Raw genomic sequence first — 16,824 nt, 5'->3', positions numbered from 1 at the left:
ATTTGTTTACATTTGTAGATTTATTTTAACGCTATCATAGAAAGGTGTCAAGAATTTTATCTACATTTGTAGATTTATTTTCGATGAAAAATACTCCCCATTTCTGGAGAGTATCATCTTCTATTTTTCAAAATGTGAACCGAATGTAACAAATTCAGCGACTTCTTCTTCCTTACCGTCGTGCAGGTCACGGACAATTTTTGATCCCACGATAACACCGTCTGACACAGCATTAAAGCGTTTAATGTCTTCCTCTGTTGATACACCAAAACCTGTGAGAACTGGAATGTCTGCATAGGCAGTCAAGTTAGATAAGTGTTTATCAAGGTCATCACTGTAATTACCAGTCTTACCAGTAACACCATTGATGGCAACGGCGTAGATAAAGCCTTCTGCACCATCAATCAACTGTTTCTGACGATCAATGCCTGTAGTCAAGCTGACCAAAGGCACGAGAGCAATATCACTGTCTTTCAAATAAGGAGTGATAAAGTCAGCATGTTCATTTGGCAAATCAGGAATGATGAGCCCCTTGATAGAAGTCTCTGCTAAATCTTTGACAAAGGTTTTAATACCATACTGATAAACTGGGTTGATGTAGGTCATGATAACCAAAGGAACCTGTGTCTTTTTTTCTTGAAGCTTCTTGATGATAGCTGTCAAAGTCACGTCTTTAGCCAAACTACGTTGTCCTGCTAGTTCAATAATGGTACCATCAGCCACTGGGTCAGACCATGGAATACCCACCTCGATAGCTGAAACACCGCTTTTTTCTAAGAGAGTAATAGTCTCAAAGAGGCCGTCCAGACCTTTAGCGTGGTCACCAGCCATGATATAGGGTACGAAAATACCGCGTTTACTGTCTTTGATAGCTTGTAGGTGTTTTGTTAGTGTTTTTGTCATGGTTTATTTCCCTTCTGCTTCAGCTTCAAAACGTTCTTTAACCTGCATAACGTCCTTGTCCCCACGACCTGAGAGGCAGACGATGAGGCTTTGATCTGGCGACATCTTAGCTGCCACTTTTTGTGCAAGCGCAATGGCATGGCTAGACTCAAGAGCTGGGATAATACCTTCCAAACGTGACAGCAGTTTGAACCCTTCTAGCGCTTCTTCATCTGTGATAGAGTCGTAAGTCGCACGTCCTATTTCGTTGAAATAACAGTGCTCAGGACCAACCCCTGGGTAGTCCAGACCAGCTGAGATAGAGAAAGCTTCCATTATTTGACCATGAGCATCTTGGAGGACATCCATAAGCGCTCCATGAAGGATACCTGGGCGACCTTTGGCAAAGGTTGCGGCGTGTTTTTCAGTATCAAGTCCCAAACCAGAAGCCTCAGCACCATACATAGCTACTAATTTATCATTGACAAATGGGTAGAACATGCCGATAGCATTTGAACCACCACCGATACAAGCCATTACAGCATCAGGCAGTTTCCCGCCAGAAATCTCTGCATATTGGCGTTTGGCTTCACGACCGATAACAGATTGGAAATCACGAACAATTTCTGGGAATGGTGCTGGACCAAGGGCAGATCCCATGATGTAATGAGTATCCTCGATACCTGCAACCCAAGCACGAAGAGCAGCATTTACAGCGTCCTTAAGCACGCGTGAGCCATCGGTAACACTGAAAACTTTGGCACCAAGCAACTCCATACGGAAAACGTTAAGCGCCTGACGTTTCACATCTTCCTCACCCATATAGATGGTACAGTCCATGTCGAAAAGAGCAGCGGCTGTCGCTGTTGCGACACCGTGTTGACCTGCACCAGTTTCGGCGATGATTTTCTTCTTACCCATACGTTTAGCAAGCAAGACTTGACCGAGGGCATTGTTAATCTTGTGGGCCCCAGTGTGGTTAAGGTCTTCACGTTTAAGGTAAATTTGCGCTCCACCGATATGATCTGTCAAACGTTTGGCGTAGTAAAGAGGTGTTTCACGGCCCACATAGTTTTTAAGGAGGTCATCCAATTCCGCTTGGAAACTTGGATCTTCTTTGGCTTCACGATAGGCCTTATCCAATTCAATAACGGCTGTCATCAGCGTTTCGGGAACGAACTGACCGCCGAATTTTCCGTAAAATCCTTTTGCATCAGGTTGTTGATATGTCATGCTTTCACTCTTTCTATAAATGCTCTAATCTTGTTTAAATCCTTGTAACCATCTGTCTCTACACCTGAGGACACATCCAAGGCATAGGGATGGAAGGTTTCCTTGGCCTCTGCCACATTGTCCACAGCCAAACCACCAGCGATAAAGTAGTCCTGCTCAATCTGCTTGTCAGCCAAGAGTTGCCAGTCAAAGGTCTGACCACTACCGGCAATAGGAGCATCAAAAAGAAGATAACCCGCCTGACTCTTGACTTGAGAATCACCATCCGAAATCTGAATAGCTCGAATAACTGGTACTGATATCTTTGAAATCAGATCTTCATCAAAAGTTCCATGAATCTGAACGATATCTAAGGGAACCTGACTAATCGCTTCTTCCAGTTCCTTAAAACTTGGTGAAACAAAGACACCAACGATTTTTGTCTGGCCTGTCACCCCTTTAGCCAACTCGTGAGCTTGTTCAAGACTCACTTGACGCTTGCTTTTGGCGAACACAAAACCAACATAGTCAGCACCTGCTTTAACTGCAGTGGCTACTGCTTCTGGTGTCGACAGTCCACAAATTTTAACCTTTGTCAATTTGCAACTCCTTGACCTTTTTAGCTACATTGTCAGCCGTCATAAGGGCAGTTCCTACCAGAATCCCATTAAAATACGGGGCAACTAGGGCAGCATCCTGACCTGTAAAAATAGCCGACTCAGAAATATAAACAGGTTTATCCTTGAAATGCGTCGATAACTCAAGACTGGTATTGATATCTGTCTCAAATGTCACCAAATTACGGTTGTTTACTCCGATAATTTCAGCACCAATACGGTGAGCCACTTCCAATTCTGGCAGATTATGCGTTTCAACCAAGACTTCCAAGCCAAGGCTAGTCGCAAAATCATAGAGCTCCTTAAGACGAGCTTCTGGCAAGGCCGCTACAATCAAGAGAATGACTGTCGCACCCACATTACGGCTACGCACAATCTGTTTCTCATCAATAATGAAGTCCTTAGCCAAGGTTGGAATCGCTACCTGTGTCGAAATTTCTTTCAAATAGGAAATATCACCTTTGAAGAAGACTTCGTCAGTCAAAACAGAAATCATGGCTGCCCCATTTTCCTCATAGGTCTTGGCCTGAGCTACAATATCCACATCTAGGTTAATATCACCCATACTTGGACTGGCTTTCTTCACTTCAGAAATAATTTGCAACTTGTTTTGATTTGACTTGAGAAAATCATAAAGGCGATAGGTCTGACGCAAGGGCTGTAAGTCTTCCATGACCAACTGGGCCACTTCTTTTTCTTTTTGTTCTAGGATTGTTGGAAGAAAAGCTTTACTCATACTTGTACCTCTTGGAGTTTGCGAAGTTTCTCTAGGGCTGATCCGTCCGCAATTAATTGACGAGCAAGCTCAACACCTTCTTTAATGGTCCCAGCCTTACCATTGGCAAAGAAACCAAGACCTACATTAAGCACTGTTGTTTCAAGATAAGGACTAGCTTCATTTCTCAAGACACTAAGGAGAATCTCTGCATTTTCCTTGGCATCATCACCTGTGATATCAGACAACTCAACCTTTTCCATACCCAGATCTTCATAAGTAAAGGTGTGCTGGCTGATGTGACCATCTTCCAAAAGGGTGTAGGTGTTAGTACCATAGAGAGCAGCTTCGTCCATATTGCCAGGACCTGTGATAATAACCGCACGTTTTCTTCCCAACTGTTGAATAGCATTAGCAACAATCTCTTGCAGCTCCACACGATAGAGCCCCATGAGTTGCGTCTCAAGGTCAAGCGGATTAGCCAGTGGCCCAACCAAGTTCATAATCGTTGGAATCCCAAGAGCTTGGCGAGCTGGACCGATAAAACGCATGGCTGGGTGCATGGTTTGTGCAAAGATAAAGGCCAAACCAACCTCGTCAAGTGCTTTAGATAGGATTTCTGGTGATGCCGCAACGTTGATTCCAAGGACTTCAAGGACATCTGCCGAACCAGATTTAGAGGAAATCGAACGGTTACCAGCCTTAGCCATACGAATACCACCTGCTGCTAGGACAAAGCAAGCCGTTGTTGAAATGTTAAAGCTATAAGATTGGTCTCCACCAGTACCACAGTTACACATAGCATCTGTGAAGGTCTCAGGCAAGACCGTCGCATGTGATTTGAGGGCACGCACGATACCTGTGATTTCATCTGATGTTTCTCCCTTAATTTTAAGCCCCATAAGGAAAGAAGCGATTTGGCTTTCTGAGACTTCATTTTTGAGAATGCGGTCAAAGACTGCTTGGACTTGGTCTTGAGACAAGTCTTGTCGGTTTGAGATTTGTAGAAATATTTCTTTCATATCTGTTTTCCTTCTAAAGATGGTTCAATATTTTCCGATGCACGAGGAGATGTTTTGAGCCTAGATTTATCTAGTCAAAAGACTAACCAACTAGCCTGCAACAATTTTCACAAAATTTTCAACCATCTTGAGACCATCTGGACTTCCGATGCTCTCTGGGTGATATTGCAAACCATAAATTGGTAGCTCCTTATGTTGAATGGCCATGATTTCTTGATCATCTGTTGTGATGGCTGTCACATCAAAGCCCTCTGGCATTTGGTCAACAACGATGGAATGGTAACGCATAATTGGGACATCATTGTCAATGTCCTTGAAAATTGGCGATGGCGTTTCAAAAGTAATATTGCTTTGTTTGCCATGCATGACATTCTTAGCCAAGCCAAGTTTACCACCAAAAGTTTCCGCAATAGCCTGGTGCCCCAAGCAAATTCCCATCATCGGTTTTTTACCAGCGAAATCCTTAATCAAGACTTCCATTTTACCCGCATCAGCTGGCCAACCTGGACCCGGTGAAAAGACTAGCCCGTCAGCTTTTTCCGCCTCTTCATAGAGCTTCTCATCATCGTTACGTAAGACTTTCACCTCTGTAAATGTCCCTAGGTATTGTGCCAAATTATAGGTAAAAGAATCATAGTTATCAACTAATAAAATCATTGGGCATCTCCTATTCTTGTCATAGCTTTCGCCTTGTTAATCGTTTCGTAAAATTCATTTTCAGGAACACTGTCATAGACAACACCTGCACCTGCCTGAACATAGGCTTTTTGATTTTTAAGAATCATGGTACGGATAGCAATAGCGAAGTCCATATCTCCTGTAGCAGACAAATAACCGATAGCTCCCGCGTAAATACCACGTTTTTCCTGCTCAAGCTCATAGATACGACGCATGGCACGAATCTTAGGCGCCCCGGACACAGTTCCAGCTGGTAGGGTTGACTTTAGAGCATCAAGGGACGTCAACTCCGGTAAGAGTTGCCCCTTCACCACACTAGTAAGGTGCATGACATATCGGAAATATTCAACCTCCATATACTTGGTCACCTTAACCGTACCATTTTTGGCAATCTTACCGATATCATTACGTCCTAAGTCAACCAGCATACGGTGTTCCGCAGTTTCTTTGATATTTTGTGAGAGTTCATCCGCTAGAGCAGCGTCCTCAGCCTCATTGGCACCACGAGGACGAGTTCCAGCAATCGGATTGGTTACAACCTCTCCATTTTTTACTGAAACCAAGCTCTCGGGGCTAGCACCAATCACCTGATAATCTCCAAAATCATAGAAATAAAGGTAATTTGATGGATTGGTCACGCGCAAATTACGGTAGTAATCCAAAGGATCTCCCTCAAATTCCGCTGAAAAGCGTTGGCTAAGCACATATTGGAATATATCCCCCTCACGAATGAGTTTCTTAGCCTTAGCCACCATATCCATGAAGACCTCTTTTTCGATATGATTTGAAAATTGCAAGGCCTGCAAAGCTTGAGGTGTAAACTCGTTTGGTGCCTGAATCTGGAGGCTCGTTATCACCTGTCCCAGAGCTTGACGCACCGCATCATTATCACGACCAGAGTAGATATTATCCTCAACCACATAAACCTTTTCCTTCTTGTGATCAAAAATCAAATAAGACTCATAGATGAAGAAATGCATATCAGGTGTCCCAATCGTATCTTCAGGAATCTCCCCGATATTTTCATAGAGACCGATCATATCATAACCTGCAAATCCGATGGCTCCACCTGCGAAAGGAAGGTCAGACTTAATGCCTTTGACGGTTACTCGGTCCAAGTATTCGAACGGATCCTGATCAATCGCCTTACCATTTTCATAAAGAACACCATCCTTGAAGGTTACTTCAAAGACCGGATTGTAGGCAACAATAGAAAAGCGTGCATTTTCCTTCTCACGAGGAATAGATTCAAGGATAACCTTGTGTTCCCCTTGAACACGCATATAAGCTAAGATAGGTGTTAAGGTATCGGCTGGTAAAATTTTTCTCATAATATTTCCTTTCAAACTGTATAATCGAGAGTAATAAAACTGATACAAGACACCTTTATGGAATGTATGGGCACCATTAGTATTCTTTGTTCACTTTCTCTTCTAAGGTAATAAAAGCTTTGATCATACTTCTCCAAACACCTTCAGCCACATCTGGCGATAAGCCAAGCTCTAATGCTTGCTTACGACGGTTAGCTATCACTTGGGCAACACGATTACTAGCCTGGACAAGCATCCTTGTTTCCCTTGAGCTTAAGCCGTCTTGCCTTTTCCACAAGTCTTTGACGTTGGGCCAGTAGTCGAATTAACTCTCTGTCAATATCATCAATCTCAATTCGAATATTGCTTAATGCATCCATAAATACCCAACCTTTCATTAAATAATGAAATACTACTTCTTTTAGGTAAATAGACCTTTAAAAATAAAAGTAAACAAAAAACCTCACAGAGAAAAACTCTGTGAGGGCATTAAATCTAGTTTAACGCGGTACCACCTCAGTTAATGGTCTCAAAAAACCATCATCTCTATCTCCTCTAACAAGGAGTTGCACGGTAAGGGGTGCCAACCGAGAAGAATATGTATTACCTTCTCATTATCATCCAATCAGCCCAATGTTCGCTTATCTCGATTACCTACTCACAATCACCGCAGGCTCCCTGAAAATCTAAGATCAGTTACTTTCTGATTTATTCACTATTGTACTCCTTTTTAAAAAGATGTCAATAATTTTCTGTTAATTTCGACAATTCTTCTCCTACAAAATTCGTTTTTAGCTAATCCAGATAGTGAGATAGCCTTGTCCCTAAGCTATACAAAATAAAGAAAATCCCCAAAGGGACTTTCTTTATTTGATAAACAACGGCAGGGTGACAATCCTGCATCTCTTTCAGACCCGAAGGTGCGGCAGCTGCCTCTTCCGCCCTCGTCGTTATTCCTTACCCATATTATATCACATAATCTGACCGCTACCAAAACATTACCATCAATACGTTTGATGTATTTCAAGGACAGGCCATTAGGATGGCAACCGATATATTCCGGATGAGCAATAATCTCTGGAATACGTTCATAGATGGCATCAAAATCACTGAATTCCTAGCGATGTTTTTCCATATGCTTCTTACGTTGTGCAGACAGCGTGATGTCTTCACCAGGCTTGTAGTCTAAATCAAAAGCTTTAATGACTTTTGACGTCAAGTGCCCTACTATTTTCATGCCTTTATTGTACCATACCTAATGCCCATCAAGGATTTTCCTATTATTTAGCTATCAAAAAACTCAAGTCTGTTAGCAAGTTTAAGTTTTGCTTTATGTTTTTTGGAAAGCACCTTGTTTATAGCTAATCCAGAAGAAAAGCGGTGTACAGATAGCCATTGCGACCAGATAGATTGGTAATGTGTAGCTATTAAGTGTTGAGATTGCAATCACATCTCGAAGATAGTAGGAACTGATTAAGAAGCCAAAGACTGAGTAGATAATCAAGGCCACACGCCCCTTATTCAAGGGGATACAAGCACGAATAACGGCAAGAACACCCATTGATCCCATCATATAATAAGAAAGCGTCAGCATGTCTGTACTACTCATACCAAGATAGATCTGAGACAGATGGAAAATAAGAACACTGATAGCCAGCATCAAGGCATTAGGAATAGCCAACTGGAGCGAACGTCTGAGGAAATGTTTCTCAACAGGACGAATATTACGTTCGAAGGTCAAAACAAATGGTGGAAGACCCTCGATAAACTGACCTGCCAAGGTCATCTGAACCTGAATGAATGGAAAGACCAAGAGGTACTCCGCCTTTCCAAAAACAATACTGCCAATACAGATAAGCCCCAAAAGGAAGGAATAAACAGTTTTAATGAGGAAAATAGGTGCAATGTGGGCAATATTATTAACTACACGGCGTCCCTCAAATAGAATTTCAGGAATGTCCTTAAACTCAGAATCCATTAGCACCAAGTTAGCAATCTGGCGTGTAGCAGGATCTCCCTCTGCCATAACAATCGAACAATCCGCCTCACGCAGTGCCAAGATATCGTTGACACCGTCACCAGTCATAGCCGTGGTATGCCCATTGGCATTAAGGGTTTGGATTAATAACTTTTTCTGATGCGGAGATACACGACCAAAAATCGCAGTATCCTCAGCCAAAGCCTCCAACTCCTCATCGCTGACCTTAGAACAGTCAATATAACTTTGATAATCGGCAAAACCAGCTTGATGAGCAATATGAGAAACCGTCACTGGATTGTCACCAGAAATAATCTTAAGTGTCACATCTTCTGAACGCAGGTATTCCAGAGTTTCTGGAGCATCCTCACGAATAGGATCGGCAATTTCAAGCAAGGTCAAAGCCTCGATATCATTCGGCAAAATCATGGTCTCTGTAGCAATACCTGACTGACTCCAAGCCAAAATCAAAACACGAGACCCTCGCGCCTGAGCCTTATCGACTGCTTTAGGATTCTCCTTAAGAAGCGTCTCAGGTGCTCCCAAAAAGAGAGTTCCAAGCCCATTGATGCTCACAGCACCCCATTTACGATTGCTTGAAAATGGAATAACATTACCTACCTGATAATGATGTTCCAGACCCTCATAAGCATTTCGAATAGCCCGAGCTGTTGCGTTTTTATCCTTGCTATGTTGCATATAAGCCGCAAGCAAACGCTCCAACTCCTCTTTCGTAAAACGCTCTGACAGTAGCTCCAGACCTTTAACAGTCATCTTTCCTTGTGTAATCGTCCCTGTCTTATCTAAACAAAGCACATCTACACGGGCCAAGGTTTCAACAGAGTACATTTCTTGCACAAGGATGTGTTTCATCCCAAGCTTAATGACAGCCGTCAAAAGTGATGTAATAGTCAAAAGGGTAATTCCCTTAGGCAACATTCCCAGAAGGGCTGTTGAACTGGTAACGACCGACTCTTGAAGAGAAAGCTGCTTAATCATGTAAGCCTCGAAAAAGAGTGCAAGCCCAAATGGTATAACAATCTTTCCCGTAAACTTAGCAATCTTGTCCATGTTATAAAGGATACAGGACACGATTGGCTTATGAGTCTTGGCCTCTAACATAAGCTTGTTGGCGTAATTGTCCTCGGCTACGTTAATGACCTTAGCATAGACCTGACCACTCACAAGATAAGAACCCGAGAGCAACTCCTTTCCAACTTTCTTTAGAATCTGATCACTCTCACCAGTCAGCATAGCCTCGTTAAGCTCAGCCATTCCATCAACAACCACTGCATCACTGGGAACCTGCTCACCCGCAGACAAGAGCATGACATCATCTAAGACAATATCCTTAGGATCGATGGAAACAAGCTGTCCATCACGCACCACACGAATCTGATCCTTATTCATGAGATTGAGCTTATCAATCATGCGACGGGCACGCAACTCCGTCATCATCCCCGTAAAGGCATTAAGCACAATAATCCCGAAGAAAAATAGATTGGACCAAGCCTGAACAGCAATCAAGGCCACAAAGATTGCAAAATTAAGCATATTAAAGGAGTTGAAGACATTACGCCTAAAAATATCCCAATTGCTGGAGCCAGCTTTTGCTTTAAAATAATTTGTTTTACCGGCATCTATCCGCTGCTTGACCTCCACCTGAGTCAAGCCTTGTAACTGTTTTTTCACAACTTTCATAGTAGCATAAAAACAAGGTGTTTTCAAAGGTTAGCCGTCATGAATACCAAGGAAATAAACCTATTATCCCTCATGCTTTTTTCACTCTGCCATCCAGGCCAATAAACCCAACAAAAATATTCTGTAGGATTATATTCTCTAATTAAACCTACTTCGGTAAAGTAGATTAAACAACTATTGAAGATTGATAAAAGGTTTTTTTGAACCTTCATGATTGAGGAAAAATCTTGCTTAATCTCTCGTTTAATGTGTGATTCATTAACTTGAATATTTTTGCTTCTTCTGACAAATAACTGACGTCCTCAAATCTAAACGTACTGTTAAAACCGATAGTCATATTATCCTTATCGTATAAAAAGCTTCCTAAGGATTTTGTTAGAAAAGATTTACTTTTAGTATTTATAATATCGTTTGTTCCATCATCATATATAATATTGTCGATTTTAGGAGTATAAATCCACCCCACATTCTTTACCAACATAACTAAATCCGTTTCTGTCCCCTCCTTATGAGGGATATGCTGAGCATAATAAACAGAGTTAAATTTTAAATTACAATAAGTATAGAGACTCATACACAAGACTATAAGCAGTCCGACATCCCTAAAATATTTCTTTTTTGCATTGTCATCTTCTCTCTCCTTTTCTATCTCCAATTACATGTTGACTAGGTTAACAATTAAGCATTGTACACTATTCATAACAAGTCTTAAAACTTCAAGGATTTGTGGATTCTGTAATTGCTTCTACAGCTTTTTTAACAAAGCCTCGTGATACCATCGTTGTAAACAAACTTAACTCTCTTATAATTACGGATTCTCTTTGACCCTCTCTCACTTTGTCATTCAAACTAAACATGGTATAATAGTTGAGGTATCGACTGTCTCTTCTATTAGGAAAAATAAGGCATCAAAAAGTAACAAGAAGGGGCTAAACCCTTGATATGAAAGGAATCTAGAAATTATTATGATGAACATGCAAAACATGATGAAGCAAGCACAAAAGCTTCAGAAACAAATGGAAAAAAGTCAAGCTGAATTGGCTGCTACAACTTTCACTGGAAAATCAGCCCAAGACTTGGTCGTTGCTGAATTAACTGGTGACAAAAAAGTGGTTAACATCACTTTTGCTGATGCTGTTGTGGATCCTGATGATGTGGAAACACTTCAAGATATGACTGTTCAAGCCCTTAACGATGCTCTTGGACAAATCGACGAAGCTACTAAAAAATCAATGGGTGCCTTTGCAGGCAAATTGCCATTCTAAACAATAAAAAGGAATCTCACGATTCCTTTTTCTATATACTCATTTAGCAACTCAGCCATAATATACAACAAGAGAGACACTGCACCCCAATAATGGGACAAGAGAAAAACTCTAATGCGACCAGTTTTCTTATACTCTTCAACTAGCTTGATAAAACTTACTTTGTCGATTCTCTTACCAAGCTCTGATACTTTTTTAGTAAATCTACCTGCAAACGTAACTGTTCAACTTCAGATAACTGCTTCATCCCTTTACCATAAGTATATTAGTTCCCCACGGATTGGTGGAAACGGTATAATTCATCATTCTGATACCATCGCCACCAGGTCTTCACCTGACTAGCATTTTTGACACCGAGGGCATCCATGATAACTTTATTTGACTTACCTACTTTCTTCATTTCGATACAGGCTAGCTTAGTTTCTACTGAATATGCTTTTTTGACCATAACAAAACACTCCTGTTTCTAGTTTATCAGAATTCAACAGGAGTGTTTTCTTGTGTCTCATTTTATGGATGCGGTGCCAGTCCAAGCGTTTTTATGTTCGAAAACTCATTTTGTTTGACTTTTAGCCAACTCCATGCAGTAGGACTTCACATGACAATGAGGACAGGTCAGTTTACGAGTCCTTGGTGTATGACTTGCAAGAGCAAACTCTTTAAAACTAGGATCAAAGATCTTATGACAGTTAGGACAGAGGTATTCAAACTGCTTTCTATAATGAAGTACCAGTAGGTTCACTAATATAACAAAAGCAGGGCAGACGATAAACAAACCTCTAGGATCCTTAAAATAATAAATGACTATCAGTAGGGCTATGATATAAAGAAGACTCGCTAGAATGATGCTCCCATACATTCTCAACTGCAAATTTCGCCATGATTTTTGATTTTCCATAAGACGTAAAATGTCTGACAAATCTTCTAGTGAAAGTTGACGCCACTTAGCAGTTGCTTTTTGCAAGTGACGGGCACGTTTTAGTTTGACCTCTATTTCCTTCGAAGACTTTTCCAAACTCTCGATTTGGTCTGTCAACAAAAGCTCTAAAACCTGTTCCCTATTCTCCTCTTGCAAGAGTTTCTTGATTTGTTTGATTGAGAAGTCCAAATCTCTTAAGAAACAAATGACTTGCAGGCGTTCCAAGTCTGATTCGTGATAGATTCTCCGACCACCTTCTGTGACTTCAGACGGCGTCAAGATACCTCGTTGATCATAGTACTGGACAGTCCTAACAGACACTTCTGCTGCCTTAGCCAACTCTCCTGTTGAAAACGTCGACATCTCAGTCACCTCCTTTTAAGATTTTCTATCAAAAGAGGACCTTTGCCACCCTTGATACCTAGATTCTACCTTATAACGTAAGGGAATATGCAAGACATAACCCTAGAGGATTTTCTTTTCTTAAAGAAAAAGTTAGCCATCGCTCTTTACAGCCTTTACAGCTCCTGTAAAGATCTAGTCGAAGAGGCCACCTAAATCTAGGGCAGCAAAAGGATTGTTACTGACTTCTTCCTGTTGCTCCAAAAGCTCGGCATTCTCATCTAATTCGAGAAACTTCTCGTAAATTTGAGCGGTCATCCGAGCATCCTCCAAACTGTTATGACCATGTCCCTTAATTCCAAAGAAATCTGCCACACTAGTCAACTTAAGATTAACAATACCATTCAAATCAGAAGCACGACGGTCAAAAGTCTCGTTAAAAACATCTAAAGCATATTGCTCTTCCAAGTTTAAACCATTTTCAGCTAGAATAGGCAAATCTGATTTAAGTGCATTATAACCGATAAGTGGTGTATTACCAATAAATGCCTTAAACTCTGCCAAAACCGACTCTAACTTTGGAGCCTTGGCAATCTTATCTGCTGTAATCCCCGTTAAACCATTGATAAAGGACTGCAAAGGAACATTCGAATAGACAAAAGAATCAAACTGGTCCACTTCCTTGTGCTGTCCCATTTTAACCGCCGACACTTGGATGATATGGCTAACGCCATCCACCGTATTAAACTCCAAATCAAAGGCAATATATGTTTCTAAATTTTCCATCTTAATCTCCTACAATAGTTAAAGCTGAGACCGAGTCTCAGCTTCTTTTTTATTTTCCAAATAGACGTCCAAAGAAACCTTTTTTAGCAGTTTCCTCTTGTTTAACCTGGATTTCTTCCACTTGAGCCTTGGCTTCGTCAATCTCTACCTTAGCTTCCTCAAGCTCCAATTTAAGCTCTTCTTTGTCCTTCATAGCAGTCAAGGTCAATTGCTGCTGCTGATCAATTTGCTTGTCTTTTTCAGCAATTTGCACGTCTTTGACACGCAATTGATTATCCATGTTTGACAACTGCTCATCCTTGGCCTTCAACTGAGCATAGAGACGAGCAATCTCAGAGTTTTTCTCGTCTACAAGAATCTCTAACAACTCACGTTGTTTTGTTTCTTCATCAATTGGCTCATCTTCAAATATGGTTTTCTTGTAGATTTCCTCCAACTTAATCAAGCCACTACGCTTAACGACAGTAACTCCTTTAGCATTTTTTTCAATATCTTCTTCTGGAAGTTGTTTGACACGATTATTGACTGCTTGACGACTAACGCCAAGGATTTCAGCAATCTCGCTGACGGTCATTTCAATACTCATAATAGCCTCGTTTCCTCTTGAAATTTCTTACTATGAGAATATCACAATCACACCTGTCTTGTCAATTTGACAAGTCATTCAGGACATTTAAAGAATCACTTACGAATCTATTTTTCCTTTCATTTTTCAAACAGTTTAGATAGGAAGGCAGGCTTTTGATAAACTATTTTTGGGTATAAATATGTTATAGAAGGAAAATCTTTGGCTTAACTGATTGGTACTTCCATAGTAAATGTGGTTGATACCGGATCTGCCTATTCAGGAATGTTGGGACAATTCTGAAGGGTTTGGGATTTTCATTCTTGCTCCAATTATTGACAGTGTTCACGTAACTCTCGTTACAAAACTGCCTATTATTGAGGCACATTAGCTTCAACGGTCTTACCGTTGAAGTTTTTTTGTTGCCAATCCAAAGCGCACTATAGCCTCATATTACCAAACCGGATTGAAAAAAGTCCTACATTATGCCATAATAAACAATAAACAAAAGCAAAATAGAAAGAACGAGTCCTATGAAAAACTTCCGTAATGATATCAAAATCAATGATTTGGCTCAGCCCTTCTTAGAGCAAATTATTGAACAAATGACTACTGTATTCGACCCTGAAATTGAGCTAGATATCTACAATCTTGGTTTGATTTATGAAATCAACATCGATGAAAATGGTCACTGCTACTTCCTTATGACCTTTACCGATACTGGCTGTGGCTGTGAAGAGACCATGCCATATGAAATCGCTGAAAAACTAAAAGCAATTGATGGCATTAATTCTGTCAAAGTAGAAACCACTTACTCACCAGTCTGGAAGATGACCCGTATTAGTCGTTATGGCCGTATTGCCCTAGGTATCTCACCTCGGGGCGGAAAATAAAACCAAAACCGATTGGAAATGTCCAATCGGTTTTTTATTAAGGAAACAGTGGATAGACATTACTAACTCACACAACACCCTAAAACTTAGAATCATAAAAATCACATCGCACAAATATACGATGTGATTTTGTTTTACAGCATGTGATTAAGCTTTACCTGATTTATCCATATTCCAGAAGTCAGTAACCGCACCACGTGATGCTGATGAAACGATGTGAGCATACTTACCGAGGACACCACGGCTATAAAGTGGTGGTAACTCAGTTTCTGCTTTACGTTTCGCCAACTCTTCGTCTGGTACATGCATAGTGATTTCTTTGGTATCCTGGTCAACTGTAACCATATCACCTGTACGGAGGTAGGCAATCGGTCCACCAACTTGAGCTTCAGGAGCAATATGACCTACAACAAGTCCGTAAGTACCACCTGAGAAACGTCCATCAGTCAAGAGGGCAACCTTGTCTCCTTGTCCTTTACCAACAATCATTGATGACAATGACAACATTTCTGGCATACCAGGACCACCCTTAGGACCTACAAAACGTACAACAACTACATCACCGTCAACGATTTCGTCAGAAAGAACTGCCTCGATCGCATCTTCTTCTGAGTCAAATACTTTAGCAGGACCAGTAATGTTACGCACTTTAACACCTGATACTTTGGCAACAGCACCTTCTGGGGCCAAGTTACCTTTCAAGATAATCAAGGGACCATCTGCACGTTTAGGATTTTCAAGTGGCATGATAACTTTTTGACCTGGTGTCAAATCATCGAAAGCTTCCAAATTTTCTGCAACAGTCTTACCAGTACACGTGATACGATCACCGTGAAGAAAACCATTCTTAAGAAGATATTTCATAACGGCTGGCACACCACCAACATTGTAAAGGTCTTGGAAGACATATTGACCTGAAGGCTTCAAGTCAGCCAAGTGAGGCACGCGCTCTTGGAAATCGTTGAAGTCTTCAAGCGTCAAATCAACGTTAGCCGCATGAGCGATAGCAAGCAAGTGAAGAGTGGCATTTGTTGAACCGCCAAGCGCCATTGTAACTGTGATGGCATCTTCAAAGGCTTCACGTGTCAAAATATCTGATGGTTTAAGTCCCATTTCTAGCATTTTCACAACTGCACGACCTGCTTCTTCGATATCAGCCTTCTTATCAGCTGATTCTGCAGGGTGAGATGATGATCCTGGAAGGCTCATCCCCATAACCTCAATTGCTGTTGCCATTGTGTTAGCAGTATACATACCACCACAACCACCAGGGCCAGGGCAGGCATTACATTCAAGATTTTTAACCTCTTCGGCAGTCATATCTCCGTGGTTCCATTTACCGATACCTTCGAAAACAGAAACCAAGTCGATATCCTTACCGTTAAGATTACCCGGTGCAATCGTACCACCGTAAGCAAAAATAGCTGGGATATCCATGTTGGCAATAGCAATCATTGAACCTGGCATATTCTTATCACAGCCACCAATAGCAACAAAGGCATCGACATTGTGACCACCCATAGCAGCTTCGATTGAGTCAGCAATAATATCACGAGATGGCAATGAGAAACGCATCCCTGGTGTCCCCATGGCAATACCATCTGCAACGGTAATTGTACCAAATTGAACTGGCCAAGCACCCGCATCTTTGACACCCTCTTTGGCAATTTGACCAAAACCGTGCAAGTGGATATTACATGGCGTGTTCTCAGCCCAAGTTGAGATAACCCCAACAATAGGCTTTTCAAAACTATCATCCGTCATCCCAGTCGCACGAAGCAGAGCACGGTTAGGTGATTTAACCATGCTATCGTAGACAGAAGAACGGTGTTTCATGTTATTTTCAGACATGATATTTTCCTCCATAGTTAGTAACAATTCTAATTTAAATTTGTACTCCTATTTTAACATAAATTGTCTAAAAAATCTGACCATTTAC

At 41.2% G+C, this 16,824-nt stretch carries 15 protein-coding genes and 2 pseudogenes; 2 read left to right on the top strand and 15 right to left on the bottom strand.

Translation table 11 applies throughout. The features are described 5' to 3' along the window. Positions 1-120: 120 nt before the first annotated feature. From trpA to NSQ85_RS04035, 10 genes and pseudogenes are all read right to left on the bottom strand, one after another. Positions 121-903 carry a tryptophan synthase subunit alpha gene (gene trpA / locus NSQ85_RS04080; RefSeq protein ID WP_340781203.1) on the bottom strand — a complete coding sequence of 261 codons (783 nt, stop codon included), beginning with the start codon at positions 901-903 and terminating at the stop codon, positions 121-123. A 3-nt stretch (positions 904-906) separates the two neighbouring features. Continuing rightward, the gene (trpB, locus tag NSQ85_RS04075) at positions 907-2,115 is read right to left on the bottom strand and encodes a tryptophan synthase subunit beta (RefSeq protein ID WP_100273694.1); all 1,209 of its coding nucleotides are present in this window, start codon (positions 2,113-2,115) and stop codon (positions 907-909) included. Next, the gene (locus NSQ85_RS04070) at positions 2,112-2,693 is read right to left on the bottom strand and encodes a phosphoribosylanthranilate isomerase (RefSeq protein ID WP_100262533.1); all 582 of its coding nucleotides are present in this window, start codon (positions 2,691-2,693) and stop codon (positions 2,112-2,114) included. Before NSQ85_RS04070 ends, trpB begins: the two co-directional genes overlap by 4 nt. Beyond that, positions 2,680-3,447: an indole-3-glycerol phosphate synthase TrpC gene (trpC, locus tag NSQ85_RS04065; protein WP_100262532.1), complete on the bottom strand. Its 768-nt coding sequence runs from the start codon at positions 3,445-3,447 to the stop codon at positions 2,680-2,682. The genes NSQ85_RS04070 and trpC overlap by 14 nt, the downstream gene beginning before the upstream one ends. Then, entirely contained in the window at positions 3,444-4,448 is a 1,005-nt protein-coding gene (gene trpD / locus NSQ85_RS04060) for an anthranilate phosphoribosyltransferase (RefSeq protein WP_179973936.1), read from the bottom strand. Before trpD ends, trpC begins: the two co-directional genes overlap by 4 nt. Positions 4,449-4,538: 90 nt before the next feature. After that, positions 4,539-5,105, bottom strand: coding sequence for an aminodeoxychorismate/anthranilate synthase component II (locus NSQ85_RS04055; RefSeq protein ID WP_179970592.1), 567 nt, complete (start codon positions 5,103-5,105; stop codon positions 4,539-4,541). After that, positions 5,102-6,457, bottom strand: a complete 1,356-nt coding sequence (gene trpE / locus NSQ85_RS04050) for an anthranilate synthase component I (RefSeq protein ID WP_179973937.1) — start codon at positions 6,455-6,457, stop codon at positions 5,102-5,104. The genes NSQ85_RS04055 and trpE overlap by 4 nt, the downstream gene beginning before the upstream one ends. Before the next feature lie 76 nt (positions 6,458-6,533). Beyond that, positions 6,534-6,816, bottom strand: a pseudogene (locus tag NSQ85_RS04045) (chorismate mutase). Between the two features lie 575 nt (positions 6,817-7,391). Beyond that, positions 7,392-7,673, bottom strand: a pseudogene (locus tag NSQ85_RS04040) (PBECR3 domain-containing polyvalent protein); the annotation flags it as partial. A 93-nt stretch (positions 7,674-7,766) separates the two neighbouring features. Next, the gene (locus NSQ85_RS04035) at positions 7,767-10,115 is read right to left on the bottom strand and encodes an HAD-IC family P-type ATPase (RefSeq protein ID WP_179973938.1); all 2,349 of its coding nucleotides are present in this window, start codon (positions 10,113-10,115) and stop codon (positions 7,767-7,769) included. A 965-nt stretch (positions 10,116-11,080) separates the two neighbouring features. Here NSQ85_RS04035 and NSQ85_RS04030 point away from each other — a divergent pair. Further along, positions 11,081-11,380, top strand: coding sequence for a YbaB/EbfC family nucleoid-associated protein (locus tag NSQ85_RS04030; protein ID WP_002884818.1), 300 nt, complete (start codon positions 11,081-11,083; stop codon positions 11,378-11,380). Between the two features lie 265 nt (positions 11,381-11,645). Here the strand turns inward: NSQ85_RS04030 and NSQ85_RS04025 are convergent, their stop codons facing one another. The 4 genes from NSQ85_RS04025 to NSQ85_RS04010 all read right to left on the bottom strand — a co-directional run bounded on the left by NSQ85_RS04025 (position 11,646) and on the right by NSQ85_RS04010 (position 14,013). After that, the gene (locus NSQ85_RS04025; RefSeq protein ID WP_445330293.1) at positions 11,646-11,828 is read right to left on the bottom strand and encodes a hypothetical protein; all 183 of its coding nucleotides are present in this window, start codon (positions 11,826-11,828) and stop codon (positions 11,646-11,648) included. 105 nt (positions 11,829-11,933) lie between these two features. Beyond that, positions 11,934-12,662, bottom strand: a complete 729-nt coding sequence (locus NSQ85_RS04020) for a MerR family transcriptional regulator (RefSeq protein ID WP_340781201.1) — start codon at positions 12,660-12,662, stop codon at positions 11,934-11,936. 174 nt (positions 12,663-12,836) lie between these two features. Further along, the gene (locus NSQ85_RS04015) at positions 12,837-13,427 is read right to left on the bottom strand and encodes a 3'-5' exonuclease (RefSeq protein WP_179973265.1); all 591 of its coding nucleotides are present in this window, start codon (positions 13,425-13,427) and stop codon (positions 12,837-12,839) included. 49 nt (positions 13,428-13,476) lie between these two features. Continuing rightward, on the bottom strand, positions 13,477-14,013 hold the full coding sequence (locus NSQ85_RS04010; protein ID WP_179972193.1) for a DUF536 domain-containing protein: 537 nt from the start codon (positions 14,011-14,013) through the stop codon (positions 13,477-13,479). Between the two features lie 512 nt (positions 14,014-14,525). On the opposite strand from NSQ85_RS04010, the gene NSQ85_RS04005 reads away from it, so the two are divergent. Continuing rightward, a complete protein-coding gene (locus NSQ85_RS04005; protein WP_011681528.1) occupies positions 14,526-14,885 on the top strand; it encodes a metal-sulfur cluster assembly factor in 360 nt (119 codons plus the stop codon). 147 nt (positions 14,886-15,032) lie between these two features. Here the strand turns inward: NSQ85_RS04005 and ilvD are convergent, their stop codons facing one another. After that, positions 15,033-16,736: a dihydroxy-acid dehydratase gene (gene ilvD, locus NSQ85_RS04000; RefSeq protein ID WP_179973940.1), complete on the bottom strand. Its 1,704-nt coding sequence runs from the start codon at positions 16,734-16,736 to the stop codon at positions 15,033-15,035. Between the last annotated feature and the right edge of the window lie 88 nt (positions 16,737-16,824).

Origin of the sequence: Streptococcus sp. FSL L8-0526, from assembly GCF_038007145.1 — a bacterium.
GTDB lineage: Bacteria > Bacillota > Bacilli > Lactobacillales > Streptococcaceae > Streptococcus > Streptococcus thermophilus.
This window is presented reverse-complemented; position numbering and strand designations above follow the sequence as displayed.

What these genes read in the sequence shown, in the direction of transcription:
- trpE (WP_179973937.1), bottom strand. Translation starts at nt 6,457, where the DNA reads ATGAGAAAAATTTTACCAGCCGATACCTTAACACCTATCTTAGCTTAT.
- NSQ85_RS04005 (WP_011681528.1), top strand. Translation starts at nt 14,526, where the DNA reads ATGAAAAACTTCCGTAATGATATCAAAATCAATGATTTGGCTCAGCCC.
- ilvD (WP_179973940.1), bottom strand. Translation starts at nt 16,736, where the DNA reads ATGTCTGAAAATAACATGAAACACCGTTCTTCTGTCTACGATAGCATG.
- NSQ85_RS04020 (WP_340781201.1), bottom strand. Translation starts at nt 12,662, where the DNA reads ATGTCGACGTTTTCAACAGGAGAGTTGGCTAAGGCAGCAGAAGTGTCT.
- NSQ85_RS04025 (WP_445330293.1), bottom strand. Translation starts at nt 11,828, where the DNA reads ATGGTCAAAAAAGCATATTCAGTAGAAACTAAGCTAGCCTGTATCGAA.
- trpB (WP_100273694.1), bottom strand. Translation starts at nt 2,115, where the DNA reads ATGACATATCAACAACCTGATGCAAAAGGATTTTACGGAAAATTCGGC.
- NSQ85_RS04055 (WP_179970592.1), bottom strand. Translation starts at nt 5,105, where the DNA reads ATGATTTTATTAGTTGATAACTATGATTCTTTTACCTATAATTTGGCA.
- NSQ85_RS04030 (WP_002884818.1), top strand. Translation starts at nt 11,081, where the DNA reads ATGATGAACATGCAAAACATGATGAAGCAAGCACAAAAGCTTCAGAAA.
- trpA (WP_340781203.1), bottom strand. Translation starts at nt 903, where the DNA reads ATGACAAAAACACTAACAAAACACCTACAAGCTATCAAAGACAGTAAA.
- trpC (WP_100262532.1), bottom strand. Translation starts at nt 3,447, where the DNA reads ATGAGTAAAGCTTTTCTTCCAACAATCCTAGAACAAAAAGAAAAAGAA.
- trpD (WP_179973936.1), bottom strand. Translation starts at nt 4,448, where the DNA reads ATGAAAGAAATATTTCTACAAATCTCAAACCGACAAGACTTGTCTCAA.
- NSQ85_RS04015 (WP_179973265.1), bottom strand. Translation starts at nt 13,427, where the DNA reads ATGGAAAATTTAGAAACATATATTGCCTTTGATTTGGAGTTTAATACG.
- NSQ85_RS04035 (WP_179973938.1), bottom strand. Translation starts at nt 10,115, where the DNA reads ATGAAAGTTGTGAAAAAACAGTTACAAGGCTTGACTCAGGTGGAGGTC.
- NSQ85_RS04010 (WP_179972193.1), bottom strand. Translation starts at nt 14,013, where the DNA reads ATGAGTATTGAAATGACCGTCAGCGAGATTGCTGAAATCCTTGGCGTT.